General features: G+C 56.4%; 17 protein-coding genes. All 17 read right to left on the bottom strand.

Annotated features, from left to right (window positions below):
- Positions 1 to 4 precede the first annotated feature (4 nt).
- The 17 genes from ndk to lpxB all read right to left on the bottom strand — a co-directional run bounded on the left by ndk (position 5) and on the right by lpxB (position 17,626).
- Positions 5 to 433, bottom strand: a complete 429-nt coding sequence (gene ndk / locus ABY734_RS05510; RefSeq protein ID WP_372778002.1) for a nucleoside-diphosphate kinase — start codon at positions 431 to 433, stop codon at positions 5 to 7.
- A gap of 150 nt (positions 434 to 583) precedes the next feature.
- Positions 584 to 1,741, bottom strand: a complete 1,158-nt coding sequence (locus ABY734_RS05505; RefSeq protein WP_372778001.1) for an IscS subfamily cysteine desulfurase — start codon at positions 1,739 to 1,741, stop codon at positions 584 to 586.
- Between the two features lie 4 nt (positions 1,742 to 1,745).
- On the bottom strand, positions 1,746 to 2,216 hold the full coding sequence (iscR, locus tag ABY734_RS05500; protein WP_372778000.1) for a Fe-S cluster assembly transcriptional regulator IscR: 471 nt from the start codon (positions 2,214 to 2,216) through the stop codon (positions 1,746 to 1,748).
- Positions 2,217 to 2,262: 46 nt separating this feature from the next.
- Positions 2,263 to 3,036, bottom strand: a complete 774-nt coding sequence (trmJ, locus tag ABY734_RS05495) for a tRNA (cytosine(32)/uridine(32)-2'-O)-methyltransferase TrmJ (RefSeq protein WP_372777999.1) — start codon at positions 3,034 to 3,036, stop codon at positions 2,263 to 2,265.
- Positions 3,037 to 3,038: 2 nt separating this feature from the next.
- Positions 3,039 to 3,473 carry a SufE family protein gene (locus tag ABY734_RS05490; protein ID WP_372777998.1) on the bottom strand — a complete coding sequence of 145 codons (435 nt, stop codon included), beginning with the start codon at positions 3,471 to 3,473 and terminating at the stop codon, positions 3,039 to 3,041.
- On the bottom strand, positions 3,473 to 4,006 hold the full coding sequence (sufT, locus tag ABY734_RS05485; protein WP_372777997.1) for a putative Fe-S cluster assembly protein SufT: 534 nt from the start codon (positions 4,004 to 4,006) through the stop codon (positions 3,473 to 3,475). The genes ABY734_RS05490 and sufT overlap by 1 nt, the downstream gene beginning before the upstream one ends.
- 23 nt (positions 4,007 to 4,029) lie before the next feature.
- Positions 4,030 to 4,380 (bottom strand): HesB/IscA family protein, encoded by a 351-nt coding sequence (locus tag ABY734_RS05480; RefSeq protein WP_372777996.1) that lies wholly within the window; start codon positions 4,378 to 4,380, stop codon positions 4,030 to 4,032.
- A gap of 34 nt (positions 4,381 to 4,414) precedes the next feature.
- Positions 4,415 to 5,659, bottom strand: a complete 1,245-nt coding sequence (locus tag ABY734_RS05475; protein ID WP_372777995.1) for an aminotransferase class V-fold PLP-dependent enzyme — start codon at positions 5,657 to 5,659, stop codon at positions 4,415 to 4,417.
- A complete protein-coding gene (sufD, locus tag ABY734_RS05470; protein WP_372777994.1) occupies positions 5,656 to 6,963 on the bottom strand; it encodes a Fe-S cluster assembly protein SufD in 1,308 nt (435 codons plus the stop codon). Before sufD ends, ABY734_RS05475 begins: the two co-directional genes overlap by 4 nt.
- On the bottom strand, positions 6,963 to 7,712 hold the full coding sequence (gene sufC / locus ABY734_RS05465; protein WP_372777993.1) for a Fe-S cluster assembly ATPase SufC: 750 nt from the start codon (positions 7,710 to 7,712) through the stop codon (positions 6,963 to 6,965). The genes sufD and sufC overlap by 1 nt, the downstream gene beginning before the upstream one ends.
- Before the next feature lie 68 nt (positions 7,713 to 7,780).
- A complete protein-coding gene (sufB, locus tag ABY734_RS05460; RefSeq protein ID WP_372777992.1) occupies positions 7,781 to 9,229 on the bottom strand; it encodes a Fe-S cluster assembly protein SufB in 1,449 nt (482 codons plus the stop codon).
- A gap of 233 nt (positions 9,230 to 9,462) precedes the next feature.
- Entirely contained in the window at positions 9,463 to 9,906 is a 444-nt protein-coding gene (locus ABY734_RS05455) for an STAS/SEC14 domain-containing protein (protein WP_372777991.1), read from the bottom strand.
- Between the two features lie 163 nt (positions 9,907 to 10,069).
- The gene (gene tilS, locus ABY734_RS05450) at positions 10,070 to 11,332 is read right to left on the bottom strand and encodes a tRNA lysidine(34) synthetase TilS (protein ID WP_372777990.1); all 1,263 of its coding nucleotides are present in this window, start codon (positions 11,330 to 11,332) and stop codon (positions 10,070 to 10,072) included.
- A gap of 20 nt (positions 11,333 to 11,352) precedes the next feature.
- Positions 11,353 to 12,303: an acetyl-CoA carboxylase carboxyltransferase subunit alpha gene (locus tag ABY734_RS05445; protein WP_372777989.1), complete on the bottom strand. Its 951-nt coding sequence runs from the start codon at positions 12,301 to 12,303 to the stop codon at positions 11,353 to 11,355.
- Between the two features lie 91 nt (positions 12,304 to 12,394).
- Complete coding sequence (gene dnaE, locus ABY734_RS05440) at positions 12,395 to 15,868, bottom strand: DNA polymerase III subunit alpha (protein WP_372777988.1); 3,474 nt, start codon at positions 15,866 to 15,868, stop codon at positions 12,395 to 12,397.
- Complete coding sequence (gene rnhB, locus ABY734_RS05435; RefSeq protein ID WP_372777987.1) at positions 15,865 to 16,467, bottom strand: ribonuclease HII; 603 nt, start codon at positions 16,465 to 16,467, stop codon at positions 15,865 to 15,867. The genes dnaE and rnhB overlap by 4 nt, the downstream gene beginning before the upstream one ends.
- Complete coding sequence (lpxB, locus tag ABY734_RS05430) at positions 16,460 to 17,626, bottom strand: lipid-A-disaccharide synthase (protein WP_372777986.1); 1,167 nt, start codon at positions 17,624 to 17,626, stop codon at positions 16,460 to 16,462. Before lpxB ends, rnhB begins: the two co-directional genes overlap by 8 nt.
- Positions 17,627 to 17,664: the final 38 nt, after the last annotated feature.

The raw sequence follows: 17,664 nt of genomic DNA, 5'->3' as shown, positions 1-17,664 counted from the left end.
GCGCTCAGTCGCGGTCACAGATGTCGCTGGCGGCGAAGAAATAGGCAATCTCGCGCTCGGCAGAAGCGGCGGAATCTGAACCGTGGGCGGCATTGGCATCGATTGATTCGGCAAAATCAGCGCGGATAGTGCCCGGCTCAGCTTCTTTGGGGTTGGTCGCGCCCATCAGTTCGCGGTTTTTGGCAATCGCGTTCTCACCTTCCAGCACCTGAACAGTGACCGGGCCAGAAGTCATAAAATCAACCAGTGCGGGGAAAAACGGACGCCCCTTGTGTTCGGCGTAGAAACCTTCGGCCTGGGCACGGCTCAGGCGCAGCATTTTAGCGGCCACGATGCGCAAGCCTGCCTTTTCAAAGCGGCTGTAGATCTCGCCAACAACATTTTTTGCTACCGCATCAGGTTTCACAATGGACAGAGTACGTTCCACAGCCATTAGTCAATTTCTCCAATAAAAACAAAGTATTTAAAAAAACCAGCGCCAGTCGCTGGTCCGTTCACAAAATCCGCTAATTATAAGCTTATCTGAGTGAAATGAATATGCCGCCCGCACCCGAATGGCGGGAAGTCAGCCGGTGAATGCCGCCTAGCCGGTCTGTCGCTGGGCGCCGCGCAGACGACTGACCGCCTCAAGCACCTGAGAGGCCGCATCGTCCAGCTCCTCAGCGGTGGTATAGCGGCCAAAACTGAAGCGCACAGAACTCAGAGCCAGGCGCTCTTCCACCCCAATGGCACGCAGTACGTAACTGGGCTCCAGCGTGGCCGAGGCGCAGGCGGAGCCGGTGGAGACCGCCAGATTGCGCAGAGACATCAGCAGCGACTCGCCATCAACGCCAGCGAAACTGACATTGGTGATACCGGGCCAGCCATTACCATTGACAGTGATACTTTCCAGCTCGCTCAGCGCGCCGAGAAACTGTTTGCGAAGCCCTGCCAGCCGATTTTGTTCGTCCTCGAGAGACTCGCCCGCCAGCGCACAGGCTTCTCCAAAGCCCACGATCTGGTGAGTGGGCAAGGTGCCCGAGCGCATACCCCGCTCGTGACCACCACCGTGAATCTGGGGCGCGAGATGACATTGGCTACGTCGCTTTACATACAGCGCGCCGATGCCCTTGGGGCCATAGCACTTATGGGCCGAAATCGACATGAGATCCACGTTCAATTCAGCCAGATTAATCGGCAATTTACCGACACTCTGGGCCGCATCCACATGAAAGAAAGCCTGATGCCCTGTAAGCAGCGAACCGATGGCGGCTATATCGTTGATCGCGCCAAGCTCATTGTTAACGTGCATCAGACTGACCAGGACGGTGTCTTCACGCAGCGCTGCCGCTACCCCGTCCGGACTGATAACACCCTGAGCATCTGGTTCAAGATAGGTAATCTCAAAACCCTTGCCCGCCAGATACTCGCAGGTATCCAGCACCGCTTTGTGTTCGATGCGCGAGCTAATAATATGCTTGCCGCGTTTCGCGTAAGCCTCGGCAACCCCTTTTAGAGCCAGGTTATTGGCCTCAGTAGCACCGGAGGTCCAGACAATCTCGCGACTGTCCGCACCGATCAGATCAGCCACCTGACGCCGACCGTTTTCCACCGCTTCTTCGGCCTTCCAGCCAAGCAGATGTGAGCGCGAGGCTGGGTTGCCAAAGTTGCCTTCCAGAGTCAGGCACGCGGTCATTTTATCCGCGACGCGCGGGTCTACCGGTGTCGTGGCCGCATAATCAAGGTAGATCGGGGACTGCATAAACTTACTCGACCATGGTCATGGCAATTTGATCGGCTTCGCGAAGATTCTGGCGACTGGCGATCTGCTGTATTTCCCGACGCTCCACCAGGCTAGCCAGACTGATTCCGCTGAGGAAATTATGGATCTGATCGCTCAGATCACTCCACAGGTGATGGGTAAGGCAGACCTCCCCTTCCTGGCAGTTCGCTTCACCAGAGCAGTTTGTGGCATCGACGCTTTCATCCACCGCATCAATGATATCCGCCACAAAGGTTTCTGCCGTGGCCTTATCCAGACAGTAACCGCCACCGGGGCCGCGAATACTCTTTACCAGGCCACGCCGACGCAACTTGGCAAACAACTGCTCCAGATAGGACAGGGAAATATGCTGACGTGAGGAAATTTCCGACAGGCTGACCGGCCCCTGACCGCTGTGCAGCGCAAGGTCCAGCATCGCCGTGACCGCATAGCGGCCTTTTGTGGTCAATCGCATTCTCTATGACCTCCCCTCGTGATTACCCGAATCACGAGCTTTCGAATTAAGCAGCGCCGTTTTCATCCGCCACAGACTCGACACCTTTGTGTTGCCGAATCTGGTACTGCGTGGACGTGAGAATACCGCGCAGAATATTCACTTCCATTTCATCCGGCCGCGCCCGCGTATAAAGGCGACGCAGTCGGGTCATCAGTTGCTTTGGTGCATCGGCCTTCAGAAAGCCCAGTTCAAGCAGGGTTTCCTCCAGATGCACCATATAGCGCTCCAGCGCATCGGCTGTCGCCGGAGGCTGGTCCCACTCTTCCAGCGGGTTACCGCTGAGCTCACCGTCAAGCGCCGTCATTCGCAATTCGTAGCACAGCACCTGCACCGCCATCGCCAGATTCAGCGAGCTGTATTCCTCATTCGCCGGGATATTGACGTGCAGGTTACAAAGCTGCAGCTCTTCGTTGGTCAGCCCGCGATCTTCACGACCAAAGACCAAAGCGACTTTATGCTTTGCCGCCTCGCCATAGGCCTGCTTGGCGCAATGGCGCGGATCAAGTAGCGGCCAGGGAATACGACGGCCACGTGCACTGGTGCCAATTACCAGACCGCAGTCGGCAATCGCCTCCTCCAGTGAGTCAAACACTGTGGCGCTGTCTAGTACATCAGTCGCATTGGACGCACGCCAGGTAGCCTCATCGTGGGGAAATTTCTTCGGTGCTACCAAGGCCAGATCGCTGACACACATGTTTTTCATAGCCCGCGCCACCGCGCCGATATTGCCCGGGTGCGAGGTGTTCACCAGTACGATGCGAATATTATCCAAGCTCATACTCAGGCTCCCGCAATCTCGCGAATGCGCTGCACCATCGCGCGCAGACCATTGCCACGGGTCGGGCTGAGATGACGCAGCAGATCGAGCTGCTCGAAATACTGTTCGATATCAAACTCTAGGATTTCGCCGGCTGATTTGTTGTTGTAAGCCGCCAGAATCACACCCAGCAAACCCTTTACGATAAAAGCATCGCTGTCAGCCTGAAACTCAAAGCTGTCGCCGTTCTGCTCGGTTTCCAGCCAAACCTGACTCTGACAGCCACGAATCAAACGGTCTTCAGTCTTGAGCTCGTCGGGCATGGCGGGCAATTCCTTGCCCAGATCAATAATGTATTTGTAGCGATCTTCCCAGCTGTCAAAAAATCCGAGGGTATCGACGATGTCATCTGCCGAAATACTGCGACCAAAGGGGTTTTCACTCACACGCGCATCCATCAGTAAAACATCCCCGTTTCCAGCTGAGCCTCTTCCGACATCATCTCTCGACTCCAGGGCGGATCGAATACCAGCTCAACCTTGACCGATTCAACATTGGGCACCTGGGCTACGCGGTATTCCACATCACCCACCAAGACCGGGCCCATGCCGCAGCCGGGCGCCGTTAATGTCATTTCGATGTACACGCTTTTTGCGCTCTGATTGATCTCGACCTTGTAAATCAAACCAAGGTTAACCAGGTCCACCGGAATTTCCGGATCAAATACCGTGCGCAGGGCATCCCAGACCTGTTCTTCAACAATATCGTCACCGTCAGGCTGCTCAAACTCGAGCACCTCAGGCTCCAGCCCGAGCGCCGCCGCATCGGTGCCATCAACCCGCACCATATTGCCGTTGTAGGTCACGGTGTAGTTGCCGCCCAAGGCTTGGGTGATGGTGACAAAATTGTCCTTGGGGATGGTTATCGGCGTGCCTACCGGCACGATGCGTCCCGGACAATCGGTGACGGTTGTCACCATTCTGCGTTCCATGTGCTTTCTCTCTTAACCCCGCTTCAGTTGACGTTGAAGCTTTCGCCGCAGCCACACTCATCCGATACATTCGGATTGATGAATTTCAGCGTGCGATTCAGCCCCTCGCGGGTATAGTCAATCTGGGTGCCACGCATCATGCCCATGGCATCGGTCGCCACAAACAAGGTGATCCCGTTGTCCAGGGTAAGGGCGACATCGTCAGCCTCTTTCTGCTCAACAATATCGATCACGTACTTGTAACCGGTGCAGCCGCTTTCCTTGACCGACAGACGAATGGCGCCGGCCTTATCGGCCAGCTGCTTGCGAAAATGCTCCTGGGCCGCCTCGGTGACGGTCAGGGCCTGTTCGGGTGTATAGGTTTCTACGCTCATAATTTCACTCCAACCAATTCCGACTTAGAGCAACTCAAAGCAAAAAGGTTTTGGCTTTCTCAAGTCCGGCAAACAGGGCGTCCACATCCTCAAGCGTGTTGTAGAGGGCGAAGGAGGCGCGCACGGTGCCGGGAATGCCAAACTGTTTCATAATCGGCTGGGCACAGTGATCGCCTGTGCGAACCGCAATCCCCTGCTGATCCAGCAGCATGCCCACATCCGCCGGGTGAACCCCTTCCAGTAAAAAGGAAAAGGCTCCGGCAATAGTCTTCGCGCAGCCAATGCGCTTTAGGCCTTCAAAGGCCGCAGCCTTGTCGTGGGCATATTGCATTAATGCTTTTTCATGGGCCGCCAGCGCGGCACGATCCAGCCCCTGCAGATAGTCCACCGCTGCTGCTAAACCGACGGCGCCACCAATATTCGGAGTGCCCGCTTCAAATTTGAAGGGCAGCTCATTAAAGGTAGTGCCCTCAAAGCTAACGGTTTTAATCATCTCACCGCCGCCGTGGTATGGCGGCATTTGTTCCAGCAAGGCCTCTTTGCCGTAGAGCACGCCGGTTCCCGTGGGGCCATACATCTTGTGCCCGGAGAAGGCGTAGAAATCGCAATCCAGCGCCTGCACATCCACATCAAAATGCGGCACGCCCTGGGCACCGTCGATCAGCACTTTAGCGCCAGCGCTGTGAGCCAGATCGATGATCAGCTTGATCGGGTTGACCGTACCCAGCGCATTGGACACATGACCTACAGCGACCAGTTTCACCCGCTCATCAAGCAGGCTTTTGTAGGCCTCAATATCCAGCTCACCCGCTTCCGATACGGGAATCGGCACGACCTCGGCACTGCACGCCTCGGCGGCAAGTTGCCAGGGCACGATATTGGAGTGGTGCTCCATGGCGGAAACCAGAATCCGGTCACCTGTTTTCAGTACGCTGCGCGCGTAACTGCTTGCCACCAGATTGATGCTTTCCGTGGTACCGCGGGTCCACAAGACCTCTTTGCTGCTGCCGGCATTGATAAACTGCACGACTTTATTGCGGGCGTTCTCGAAGGCCACGGTGGCGCGATCACTGAGCGCGTGAGCGCCGCGATGCACGTTGGAATTATCCCGGGCGTAGTAGTTGACCAGCGCATCTATCACCGCCTGCGGCTTCTGTGTGGTCGCCGCATTGTCCAGATAGATCAGAGGCTGGCCATTGACCTCCTGCTGCAACGCGGGAAAATCGCCGCGCATAGCTTTGGCGTCAAAGCCTGTAATAGCAGGCGCCACCGCGTTCATGCAGCCGCCCTCGCCCGATCGAATTTCTTCTCAAAGAGTTCGGATACCAGCGGCGTCAGGTAGTCGCGCACTGGAATATGCGCCAGCTGCTCCAGCAGCTCATTGATAAAGCCAAAGCTCAGCATAATCTCGGCGCGCTCACGATCTACGCCCCGGCTCTGCAGATAGTACAGGGCCTTTTCTTCCAGCTGGGCAATGGTGGCGCCGTGACTGCATTTCACATCATCGGCATAGATTTCAAGCTCAGGCTTGGTATCCACTTCCGCATTGTGACTGGTCAGCAGGTTCTTGTTGCTGAGATCGGCCACGGTTTTCTGAGCATCCTCGTGAATATGGATGCGGCCGTTAAATACCGCTTTGCCGTGGTCACCAATAATGCCGCGAAACACTTCGTGCGTCGTGCAGTTGGGCACCGCGTGTTCAATGCAGGTATGAAAGTCCACCGTGTGTTTGTGGTTCGGCATGTAAATACCGTTCAAGCCACAGTGGGCGCCTTCGCCGCGATGGTGAACCACCACATCGGTGCGCTGCAGGTTGGCACCCAGACTCATCATAAAACTGTTGAGAGTCGCGTCGCGATCCAGATTCACATGCACTCCGCCAATATGAAGCGTGTTTTCTTCTTCCAAGTGCAGGTGGTAGTGAGTCAAGCGCGCATTGGCGTCCAGCTGCAGCTCGGTAACTGCATTGGTAAAACAGTTCTGAGCCTCTTCGGTGCTACTGAAGTGCTCCACCACCGTCGCTTCGGCTGACGTCTCCAGGTGCACCAGCAAGCGCTGGTTGACCGCAAAGTTCTGCGCTTCCGGGGTGGTGATATGATGGATATAAATCGGTGTTTTCACTTGAGCATTTTTCGCCACATGCAGGTAAACACCCTCTTGCAGCCAGCTGTCATTCAGAGCGGCAAACAGGTGTTTTTCACTGTCGGCAATGGTGCCCAGCTTGCTCAGAATCGCCTGTTGCTGGCTTTCATTGGCCTGAGAAAAGCGCACCACTTCCACGCTGTCCGGCAGCTTGTTGCAGGACAGGCTTTCGGAAAACACACCGTTTACAAAGATCAGGGCACAGGCATCTAGGCCTTGAATGGCATCTACCTGTTCACTCAGCTCAGCGCCACTTGCCTGAGGCCAGCGCAGGTAGCTTCCGTCCGCCAGCGCCTGCAGGCTGGTGTACTTCCAGTTTTCGGTTTTGCGGGTCGGGAAAGGGGTCACCTTCCAGCGCTCGCGACCGCGCTGATTAAACTCGGCCAGCCAATCGAGACCCGCTGGCGTCAACTCCGCCGCTTGTTGGGTAAACGCTGTCATTACGCGACCTCTTTGGTGATCCAGCCGTAGCCTTTCTCTTCCAGCTCCAGCGCCAGCGAATGGTCGCCGGACTTGATAATCCTGCCGCCGGACAGTACGTGAACAAAGTCCGGCTTAATGAAATCGAGCAGGCGTTGGTAGTGGGTCACAAGCACTATCGCGCGGTCTTCATTGCGCATGGCATTCACGCCTTCGGCAACCACTTGCAAGGCATCGATATCCAGACCGGAATCGGTTTCATCCATAATGCAGAGCTTGGGTTCTAGCAGCATCATCTGCATCAGCTCGTTGCGTTTCTTTTCGCCGCCGGAGAAGCCTTCGTTCACACCGCGCTTCAGGAATTGATCATCCAGGTTCACGGCTTTGCACTTTTCTCGGGCCAACTTCATAAACTGGACTGAATCGATCGGCTCCTGCCCGCGATGTTCGCGCACCGCGTCAACCGCGGTTTTCAGAAACTCCATATTGCTCACGCCGGGAATTTCCACCGGGTACTGGAAGGCTAGAAACAAGCCTTCACGTGCGCGCTCTTCGGTGTCCATATCCAGCAAGTTCTTACCATCAAACTCGACGCTACCGCCAATAGCCTCGTAGTTTTCCCGGCCCGCCAGCACATGACCGAGCGTGCTTTTACCGGAACCGTTCGGCCCCATAATGGCGTGCACTTCGCCCGCTTTCACTTCAAGGCTGAGACCTTTCAGAATTTCCTTGTCGCCGACACTGGCGCGTAATTCTTTGACAGACAACATTGACTGATACTCTCCAACAATTTTTCTGGTGCGGCCCTATCTGGCCGCACCGCAAAGACGAATAAGTTTTAACCTACCGAGCCTTCCAGACTCACCTCGAGCAGCTTGCCGGCTTCAACCGCAAACTCCATGGGCAGCTCTTTGAATACTTCCTTACAAAAACCATTAACGATCAGCGAAACCGCTTTTTCGGCGTCCAGCCCGCGCTGCTGACACAGATAAAGCTGATCCTCACTCACCTTGGAGGTGGTCGCCTCGTGCTCTACCACCGCGCTGGGATTGCGGCTCTCGATATAGGGGAAGGTATGGGCGCCACAGCGATCGCCAATCAACAGCGAATCACACTGGGTGTAGTTACGGGCGCCTTCGGCGCGCTGACTCATGCGCACCAGGCCGCGATAGGCGTTCTGGCTCTGACCGGCAGAGATACCCTTGGAGATGATGGTTGAGCGGGTGTTTTTACCCATGTGAATCATCTTGGTGCCGGTATCCGCCTGCTGGAAATTATTGGTCAGGGCGACAGAGTAAAACTCACCCACGCTGTTATCGCCTCGCAGCACCACACTCGGGTATTTCCAGGTCACCGCAGAACCGGTTTCCACCTGGGTCCAGGAAATCTTGGCACTGTCGTGACACACGCCGCGCTTGGTCACAAAGTTGTAGATACCACCCTTGCCTTCCTTGTCGCCGGGATACCAGTTCTGCACGGTGGAATATTTAATCTGGGCGTTGTCTAGCGCCACCAGCTCAACCACCGCCGCGTGCAGCTGGTTCTCATCACGCATGGGCGCGGTGCAACCTTCGAGGTAGCTCACATGGCTGCCCTCTTCGGCCACAATCAGGGTGCGCTCGAACTGGCCGGTTTTGGCCTCGTTGATACGGAAGTAGGTGGATAGCTCCATCGGGCAACGCACGCCCTTGGGGATATAAACAAAGGAGCCATCACTGAATACGGCGCTGTTCAGGGCTGCGTAAAAGTTGTCCTTGCGCGGCACCACAGAGCCCAGATACTTTTTGACCAGCTCGGGGTATTCGTGAACAGCTTCAGAAATAGAGCAGAAAATCACGCCCGCTTCTAACAGCTTGGCGCGAAAGGTAGTGCCGACCGAAACCGAATCAAATACCGCATCGACCGCTACACCGGCCAGCATCTCCTGCTCATGCAGCGGAATACCGAGCTTTTCGTAGGTGCGCAGCAGCTCGGGATCTACCTCATCCAGGCTTTTGGGCTTATCCGCCATACTCTTGGGGGCCGAAAAGTACGAAAGGGCCTGAAAGTCGACCTTCGGGTAGCGCACATGGGCCCACTCAGGCTCGACCATCTCCAGCCAGCCGCGATAGGCCTCCAGACGCCATTCCAGCATCCAGTCGGGCTCGCCCTTCTTGTTGGAAATAAAGCGGATAACGTCTTCATCCAAGCCCGGAGGCAAGGTATCCGACTCAACCGAGGTGTAAAAACCGGCCTCGTAGTCGTTTTTCAGCAGGGTATCAATTTGGGCCTGTTCGCTTTGCGACATAATCCTGGACTCAAAATTTCTATGAAAATCAAATAACTGGGCTTCGCCTGCAGGGCAGACTCCTACAATCGGCACGATGGGAGCGAGCCCTGCTCGTAGAGGGTGTATTGTGACAAAACCGAGTAAATTACTCAACTATTAGTCAGGGTGATTTTGGCGTGGTGACAAGGAGGGAAAAGCAGGCGCACGCGCCCACTCAAAGCAAGGCGCGGCTGCCAATGACTGGGACCGTATCAGGCCGCTTGTTGAGCGTCCCCGTGCTCCAACCAATGCAGAGCAAGATCGCTTTCTTCGGAGGTAAAGCCTCGAATTTCCATCCAGGAAAACAGATGCCCCTCCCAAGCGCTGAGTTTGCGTATCCAGGTTTTGTCGCATACCACCGCGATGCGCTCAAAATGCCGATACGCCTTAAAGAAAGCGCCGATATGCGACAACTCAAACCCGATGGCAGCCAAAGAAGGCCAGTGAAACTCACTGACAGTGACCAGCATATGTCCACGCTCCATATCAGTGGTCACACGGCTCAATTCTTCGAGAAAGCTCTGCATATCTTCTTTGGTAATCGAGCCCTGCATTTCAACATCGATACGATTCAAATCAACTGGGAATACTGTAAGCATGATTTTGTCCTCGCGGCGTAAACCGCCGCCAACCGCATTGGACAAAGCATAGGCCATAGGCACGCTCGAGGCTGCAAATCTCAGCGTTATAGTTAACATTAATCTAACAGCGAGCAAGTCTATCGTAGCAATGACTAAAAAGGGCGGCACTAGCACTCAGGCGACATTGCATGAGTGTTAGCGGCAAGTATCCAGGCCGATGAGGCCGCCACAACGAAATTCAGCCCGACGCTTCCCACACAAACCGCCACGTGGACAATCGCTCCACATAGTCAGCGCAAACCCACAGATCAGCGACCGCAGCCAATTCGTTATCCAGATAAATAAGCGGCAAGCGGTCTCGTCGCCACGGCGGCACCCCACGCTCCTGCAGGAGCTTTTTCAGACGTTGGGAATGGGCGCGCCCGGCAGGCTGGCAGCGCTCTCCGCCACGCCGAAATCGAACCGTGAAGCGCTCTGGCTGGCCCCCACCCAAGGCGCTTAGCTTACCGGCACCGGGCAATTCCAGCACAGATCCTCCATCCCAAGTCAGCTCCAGCTTTGCATCGAAAGGCTCCAGCTGGGTGATATACAGAGCTTCTTTAAAGCGGCGCACCTGGAACTCACCCAGTTCGAACACCGGCTCTGCGTCGGGAGAAGACCAGAGCATGGATTTTTGCAGGGCTTGCAACTGAGCCAGTGAAGGCGTCAGCCCGGCTTGAGACAACCACTGCCGCAGCGCCGCATTGCGGTCACCTTCGTCCAGACTGCGCAGGGCTTCCAGATCCAGTGCTGTCCACGCGCTTTTGCGAGTGTGAAAGGTCAGATTGCTGAGGCTGTCTTCGGGCAGCGCTGTTGCCGCCAGCCCCGCAAGCCTTGCAAGGGTATTGCGATAAGCAGGCCAGCGCGCTTCTACCTGAGGCAGAATGTTGTGGCGCAGGTAATTGCGATCAAAACTGGTGTCGCGGTTGCTGGGGTCTTCAATCCAGTCGAGCTGATGCTGGCGGGCATAGTTTTCCAGCTCGCTGCGTGACAAACCCAGCAGCGGTCGCACCAGCAAGGCGTCACCCAGTTCGCGCTCGCGGGGCATCCCCTTCAAGCCTTCAAGCCCGGTGCCGCGAAACAGTCTGAGCAGCAGGGTTTCGGCCTGATCATCAAGGTGGTGAGCCTGCAGCAGTACATCGCCAGCCTCAAGAAAGGAATCAAAGGCCTCATAGCGCGCCCGGCGGGCCGCTTCTTCTACGCTGGCGTTATCGTCTACGGAAACAGCTAACGCATGAAAGGCAATGCCCTGCGATTTAGCAAAACCTTCGCAGTGGCGCTGCCAGTCGTCGGCCTCTGCCTGAAGACCGTGGTGAATATGCAAAGCGTGCAGCGGGGGGCGCTCAGACAGAGTATTTAAAGCATGCAGTAAAACAGTGGAGTCGAGCCCACCACTAAAGGCGACCACCCAGCGCGGGCGGTCGAGGTAGGGCTCAAGCAGTTCGAGAAGAACGGATTCCATAATGAACCCGAAGTGCAATCTTAGCTGTTGCCGTAGGACATCAGGCGCTCGTAGCGGCGCGCCAGCAAATCGTCCATCGGCTGGGATTGCAGGTCCTGCAGCTGTTCGAGCAGGTGTTTCTTCAGGCGTTCGGCCATCAGGTCGATATCACGATGGGCGCCGCCCAGCGGCTCGGGAATGGTCGAATCCACAATGCCCAGCTCTTCCAGTACCGTGGAAGTAACCCCCATGGCCTCGGCGGCATCCGGCGCCTTTTCACTGGTTTTCCAGATAATGTTGGCGCAGCCTTCCGGCGAAATAACAAAGTAGGTGGCGTACTGCAGCATAGCCAGGTGGTCACCGACACCGATACCGATTGCGCCACCGGAGCTGCCCTCGCCCACCACCACACAGATAATCTGGGTTTTCAGGCGCGACATAACCGCAAGGTTCTGGGCGATGGCTTCACTGATACCGCGCTCTTCACTGTCGATTCCGGGATAGGCTCCTGGGGTGTCGATCAAGGTAATGACGGGGATTTTAAATCGCTCGGCCAGCTCCATCAGACGCAGGGCCTTGCGGTAACCCTCGGGCTTGGGCATGCCGAAATTGCGTTTGACCTTTTCCTGCACGCCGCGGCCTTTCTCCTGACCGATCACCATCACCGGCTTGCCACCCAGCCGGGCGATACCACCGATGATGGCCTTGTCGTCGCCAAAACGGCGATCGCCGTGCAATTCGTCGAAGTCCTCAAAAATGCGGTTGATGTAATCGAGGGAGTAAGGGCGCATCGGATGACGCGCTACTTTGACGATGTCCCAGGAGGTCAGCGAGCTGAAAATCTTCTCGGTGAGCTTGGTGCTCTTTTCCCGCAGCTTGGTGATTTCTTCAGTAATGTTGAGATCGTTGTCATTGCCCACCAGCTGCAATTCCTGGATCTTGGTTTCCAGTTCAGCGATGGGCTGTTCAAAGTCTAGGTAATTCGGGTTCATTACTGGCCTGTCTCTGTTGAGCGCCCGGAGAGTTAACACCGAACACTTATTTTTTCTTTAAAAACAATGCGTAAGAGCACAGCATTATACTTTATTCGTAATCGATGACCACGTTATTAATGCCGCAGTCATCACGCAATCGAACAATCAATTCATCGCTGGGCCGTACCTGCCACTCCTCGCCCAGGCGAATATCCGCGCTGCACTCCTCCCGGCGATAGGCGATCACCACCGGGCAGGAACCGCCTTTGGCGTGTTGCAGATGGGATTTCACCCGCTGGATGAACTGCTCTGCCATCTGCTCCGAGGAGAGCTGCAGCCGCAGGCGCTTGGCCCGGATTTCTCGGGCCTCATCCAGTGTCACCAAGGTATCAGCCGCCATTCTCAGGCCACCAGTAAAATCGTCGTGGGACACCTTACCCTCAACCACCAGTATCTGGTCTTTGCCCAGCTTCTCGCGAGCCTGCTGAAAGACCTCCGAATACAGTGCCGCATCGATTCTCGCGCTGCGGTCATCGAGAGTCACCACGGCCATATCGCCGCGCCGGGTTTTAATGACCCGCATGCCCACCACCAGCCCGGCGACCTTGCTGGTCTGATTATCCGGCTTCAGGTCGACAATACGCTTGGGCACAAACTGCCGAATCTCGGCTTCGTAATCATCAATTGGGTGCCCGGTAACATAGAGGCCAAGGGTGTCTTTTTCGCCCTGCAAACGCTCACGGGTATTCCAGCGGCGCACATTGCGAAAATCTTCGTACACATCGCGTTCGTCGGCGGCCAGGGTCTCGCCGAACATATCGAGCATGCCCGCCTCTTCATTCTTCGCGGTCTGTTCTGCGCCTTTCACCGCCTCCGGGAGACTTGCCATCAGCACTGCGCGATCTTCGCCGAGTGAATCAAAGGCGCCGGCGCGAATCAGGGCTTCCAGCGCCCGCTTATTGGCTTTGCGCGGATCAGTGCGGGTACAGAAGTCGAACAGGTTTTTGAAGGGGCCGCCCTGCTTGCGCGCCGCAATCAGGTTTTCAACAGGACCTTCACCGAGGCCTTTAATAGCGCCGAGGCCGTAGATGATTTCGCCTTCATCGTTAACCGTAAACTTGTACTCGCCCTGATTCACATCCGGCAGTTTCAGCGGCAGCTTCATCGCCCGGCATTCTTCGATAAAGGTAACGATCTTGTCGGTGTTATCCAGTTCCGAACTCATGACCGCCGCCATGAACTCCGCCGGATAATGGGCCTTCAGCCACGCCGTCTGGTAAGACACCAGTGCGTAGGCGGCCGAGTGGGATTTGTTGAAACCGTAGCCCGCAAACTTCTCCATCAAATCGAAAATATTGGAGGCGAGGTTTTTATCAAAACCCTTTTCAGCGGCACCGGCCATAAACAACTCGCGCTGCTTGGCCATTTCTTCAGGTTTTTTCTTACCCATCGCCCGGCGCAACAAGTCAGCGCCGCCGAGTGAATAACCGCCCATTTCCTGGGCGATCTGCATAACCTGTTCCTGATACAGGATGATGCCGTAGGTGGGCTCCAGGATTGGCTTGAGGCACTCATGCTGGTATTGCGGGTGAGGATAAGACGGTTCTTCGCGACCGTGCTTACGGTTGATAAAGTCATCAACCATACCCGACTGCAGCGGGCCAGGCCGAAACAGGGCCACCAGTGCGATGATATCTTCAAAGCGGTCAGGCAACAGACGCTTGATCAGGTCTTTCATGCCCCGGGATTCAAGCTGGAAGACCGCCGTGGTCTCGGCCCTTTTCAGCAGGGTAAAGGTATCCGGGTCTTCCAGCGGAATCGCCATGATATCGAGCGCTTCCTCGCCCACCTTTGCCCGTTTGCCGTTGATGATTTCCAGCGCCCAGTCGATGATGGTTAGGGTGCGCAGGCCGAGAAAGTCGAACTTGACCAGCCCCGCTTCTTCCACGTCGTTTTTGTCGTACTGGGTCACCAGACCGCCACCGGCGTCGTCACAGTAAAGCGGCGAGAAATCCGTTAATCTGGAGGGCGCGATCACCACGCCCCCGGCGTGCTTACCCACACCGCGGGTTATGCCTTCCAGCTTCTGGGCCATATCCCAGATTTCCTGGCCCGCCTCATCTTCTTCGAGATACTGGCGCAGGGCCTCTTCCTGCTCGTAGGCCTTCTCCAGCGTCATGCCCACTTCAAAGGGTATGAGTTTGGAAAGCTTGTCGCCCACCATGTAGGGCTTGCCCTGCACCCGGGCCACGTCTCGCACCACCGCCTTTGCCGCCATGGTGCCGAAGGTGATGATCTGACTGACCGCCTCCCGGCCATAGTGATCCGCAACATAGGAAATCACCCGGTCGCGGCCTTCCATACAGAAGTCGACATCAAAGTCGGGCATAGAAACCCGTTCGGGGTTCAGGAAGCGCTCGAACAGCAGGTCGTATTCAATCGGGTCGAGGTCGGTAATTTTTAAGGCGTAAGCCACCAGCGAGCCGGCACCGGAGCCTCGCCCCGGCCCCACCGGAATGCCGTGATCCTTGGCCCACTGGATAAAGTCCATTACGATCAGGAAGTAACCGGGAAAGCCCATCTGCAGAATGATGTTCAGCTCAAAGTCGAGCCGCTCCCGGTATTCCTTTTCGATGGCGGGAAAATCGGGTGAACTGGTATCGAACAGAAACTCCAGCCGCTCATCCAAGCCCTTGTGCGACAGCTTGCGGAAAAACTCGTCCTGGGTCATGCCCTCTGGAATAGGATACTCAGGCAGATAATACGTACCCAGCTCAATTTCGACATTGCAGCGCTTGGCAATTTCCACCGTGTTTTCCAGCGCCTCTGGAATATCGGAAAACAGCTCCGCCATTTCCTCCGGCGAGCGCAGGTATTGATCGGCGCTGTAGCGCCGCGCTCGGCGCGGGTCATCCAGGGTTCTACCGTCGGAGATACACACCCGGGTCTCGTGGGCCTCGTATTCCTCGGCTTTCAGAAACTGAACATCGTTGGTAGCAACCACAGGGCAGCTCAACTCCGCTGCCAGTTCAACGGCAGCGTGCAGATAGTCTTCTTCGTACTCCCGATGGGTACGCTGCAATTCAAGGTAGAAGCAGTCGGGGAAATCTGCCATCCAGCCGCGCAGACAGTCGGCAGCCTGATCGCGCTTGCCCGACAGGAGGTATTGGCCCACATCGCCTTCACGGCCACCTGACAGCACAATCAGCCCTTCGCTGTGCTCGCGCAGCCACTGCCGGTGCAGATAGGCCTTCCCCTGCTGCTGGCCTTCCTGATAGGCGCGGGATATCAGTACCCGCATGTTGGCGTAGCCGTCGTTGTTTCGCGCCAGCAGCACAATCTGGCTTATGTGGTCCGGGTCGTGCTCGTCCCGAAGAAAGAAATCAGCACCGTAAATCGGCTTGATGCCGGCGCTGTAACAGGCCTTGTGAAACTTGATCAGGGCGTAGAAATTGCAGCGATCGGTCAGCGCCACCGCCGGCATACCTAGGTCACTAACGCTTTTTATCAGCGGTTTGATCCGCACGATACCATCGGACAGGGAGTATTCGGAATGTACCCGCAGGTGAACAAACCCGGTCATGAAAGCTCCTCGACTATTTTTCGCACTGGCGCGTAGGAACGACGATGAAAAGGCGTTATGCCGTGCTCGCGCAGGGCATCCAGATGCACCTTGGTAGGATACCCCTTGTGGCTGGCAAAACCATAGTCGGGATACTGCACAGCCAGAGCATCCATTTCCGCATCGCGAGTGACCTTTGCCAGAATCGAGGCGGCCGCGATGCAGGCGTGCAGGCTGTCGCCCTTCACCACCGCCTGGGCGGGGTAATGCCATTTGGGCAGTTTGTTACCGTCTACCAGCACGTATTGGGGCTGGGTTGGCAGGGCCTCTACCGCGCGCTTCATCGCCAGCAGGCTCGCCTGCAGGATATTGAGGCTGTCTATTTCGTCTATGGAGGCGCGGGCGATACTGTAACTAAGCGCCTTGTCCCGAATTTCATCAAACAGATAGAGACGCTTTTTCTCGGTCAGCTTTTTGGAGTCATTCAAGCCGCCAATCGGTCGCGCCGGATCGAGAATCACGGCTGCAGTAACCACGTCTCCAGCCAATGGGCCGCGTCCCACTTCGTCGACGCCGGCGGTCAGCTCGGGAAACTCGAAACTGTCGAAAAGATCAGCCATGGGCACTTGCCTCCGCCAATTCCCAAACCGCCTCTGCAGCGCTGTCACTGGCATTGAGCGCAATATCGCGATGCATTTGCGCAAAACGGGCTTTGAGCTCATCCACCTCAGAACCACCCTGCAGCCGTTCCAGCAACAGTGGGCCGAGTACATCCGGGCGCACATCATCCTGAATAATTTCCGGCACCAGGGCCTTGGCGGCCAACAGGTTCGGCAGGGAGATATGCGGTGTCTTAACCAGGCGGGATAGAATTTTATAGCTCAAACTTCCCATGCGGTAAGCCACCACCATCGGTCGCTTGAGCAACATGGCTTCCAGCGTAGTGGTGCCTGACGCCATCAATACCGCATCGGCAGCCGCCATTACCTCTCGCGACTGGCCGTCCAGCAATTGCACGCTCGTGTTGCGATTCGCCAACAGCTTTTCCAGTTGCTTGCGGCGCTCGGTGCTGGCGGCGGGAATCAAAACCTTCAAATCGGGCAGCCGCTCCAACAGCCAATCTACGGTATCCAGGAAGGCTGGCGCCAGATGCCCCACTTCGCCGCCGCGGCTGCCGGGCAGTACCGCCAAAACCAGCTCGTTATTAGTCAGCCCGAGTGTGTCCCGCGCGGAAATGCGCTGATCTTCCAGAGGAAACTCATCGGCGAGGGGGTGGCCCACAAAGCGCACGGGCACCTGATTGGCCTCGTAGAAGGCCGCTTCAAAGGGCAGCAGGGTCAGCATTAAATCCACCGCGCGGGCAATGGTTTTGATTCTGCCCTGCCGCCAGGCCCACACCGACGGACTGACGTAGTGCACAGTCTTGATGCCCGCACTTTTCAGATCCGCCTCGATATTAAGCGTAAAATCCGGCGAGTCGATGCCGATAAACACATCGGGGCGCGTTTCACGAAAGTGCTGCTTCAGATGCTTTCGCATGCGCAGCAATTCCGGCAGGCGCTTGAGGGGTTCGGTCAGGCCCATCACTGACAGGCGATCCATGGGATAAAGGCTGTTAAAGCCTGCCGCCAACATGCGCGAGCCGCCGACGCCGTCGAAGTGGAGTTCGATGCCTGACTGCTCAGCGCGAGCCTGCAGGGACCTCATCAAACCGGCCCCGAGGATATCGCCGGAGGCCTCCCCGACGACAATACCGATATGTAGTCTTCGTTTCGCCATGGGCTCCAGCAACGTTATTGTTGTAGTGGATCGCGCAG

It is taken from the genome of Litorivivens sp., assembly GCF_041624475.1.
In the GTDB taxonomy this organism is placed as follows: Bacteria; Pseudomonadota; Gammaproteobacteria; order Pseudomonadales; family Spongiibacteraceae; genus Litorivivens.
Note: the sequence above shows the minus strand (reverse complement) of the source record. Positions and strands in the feature narration are given on the sequence as shown.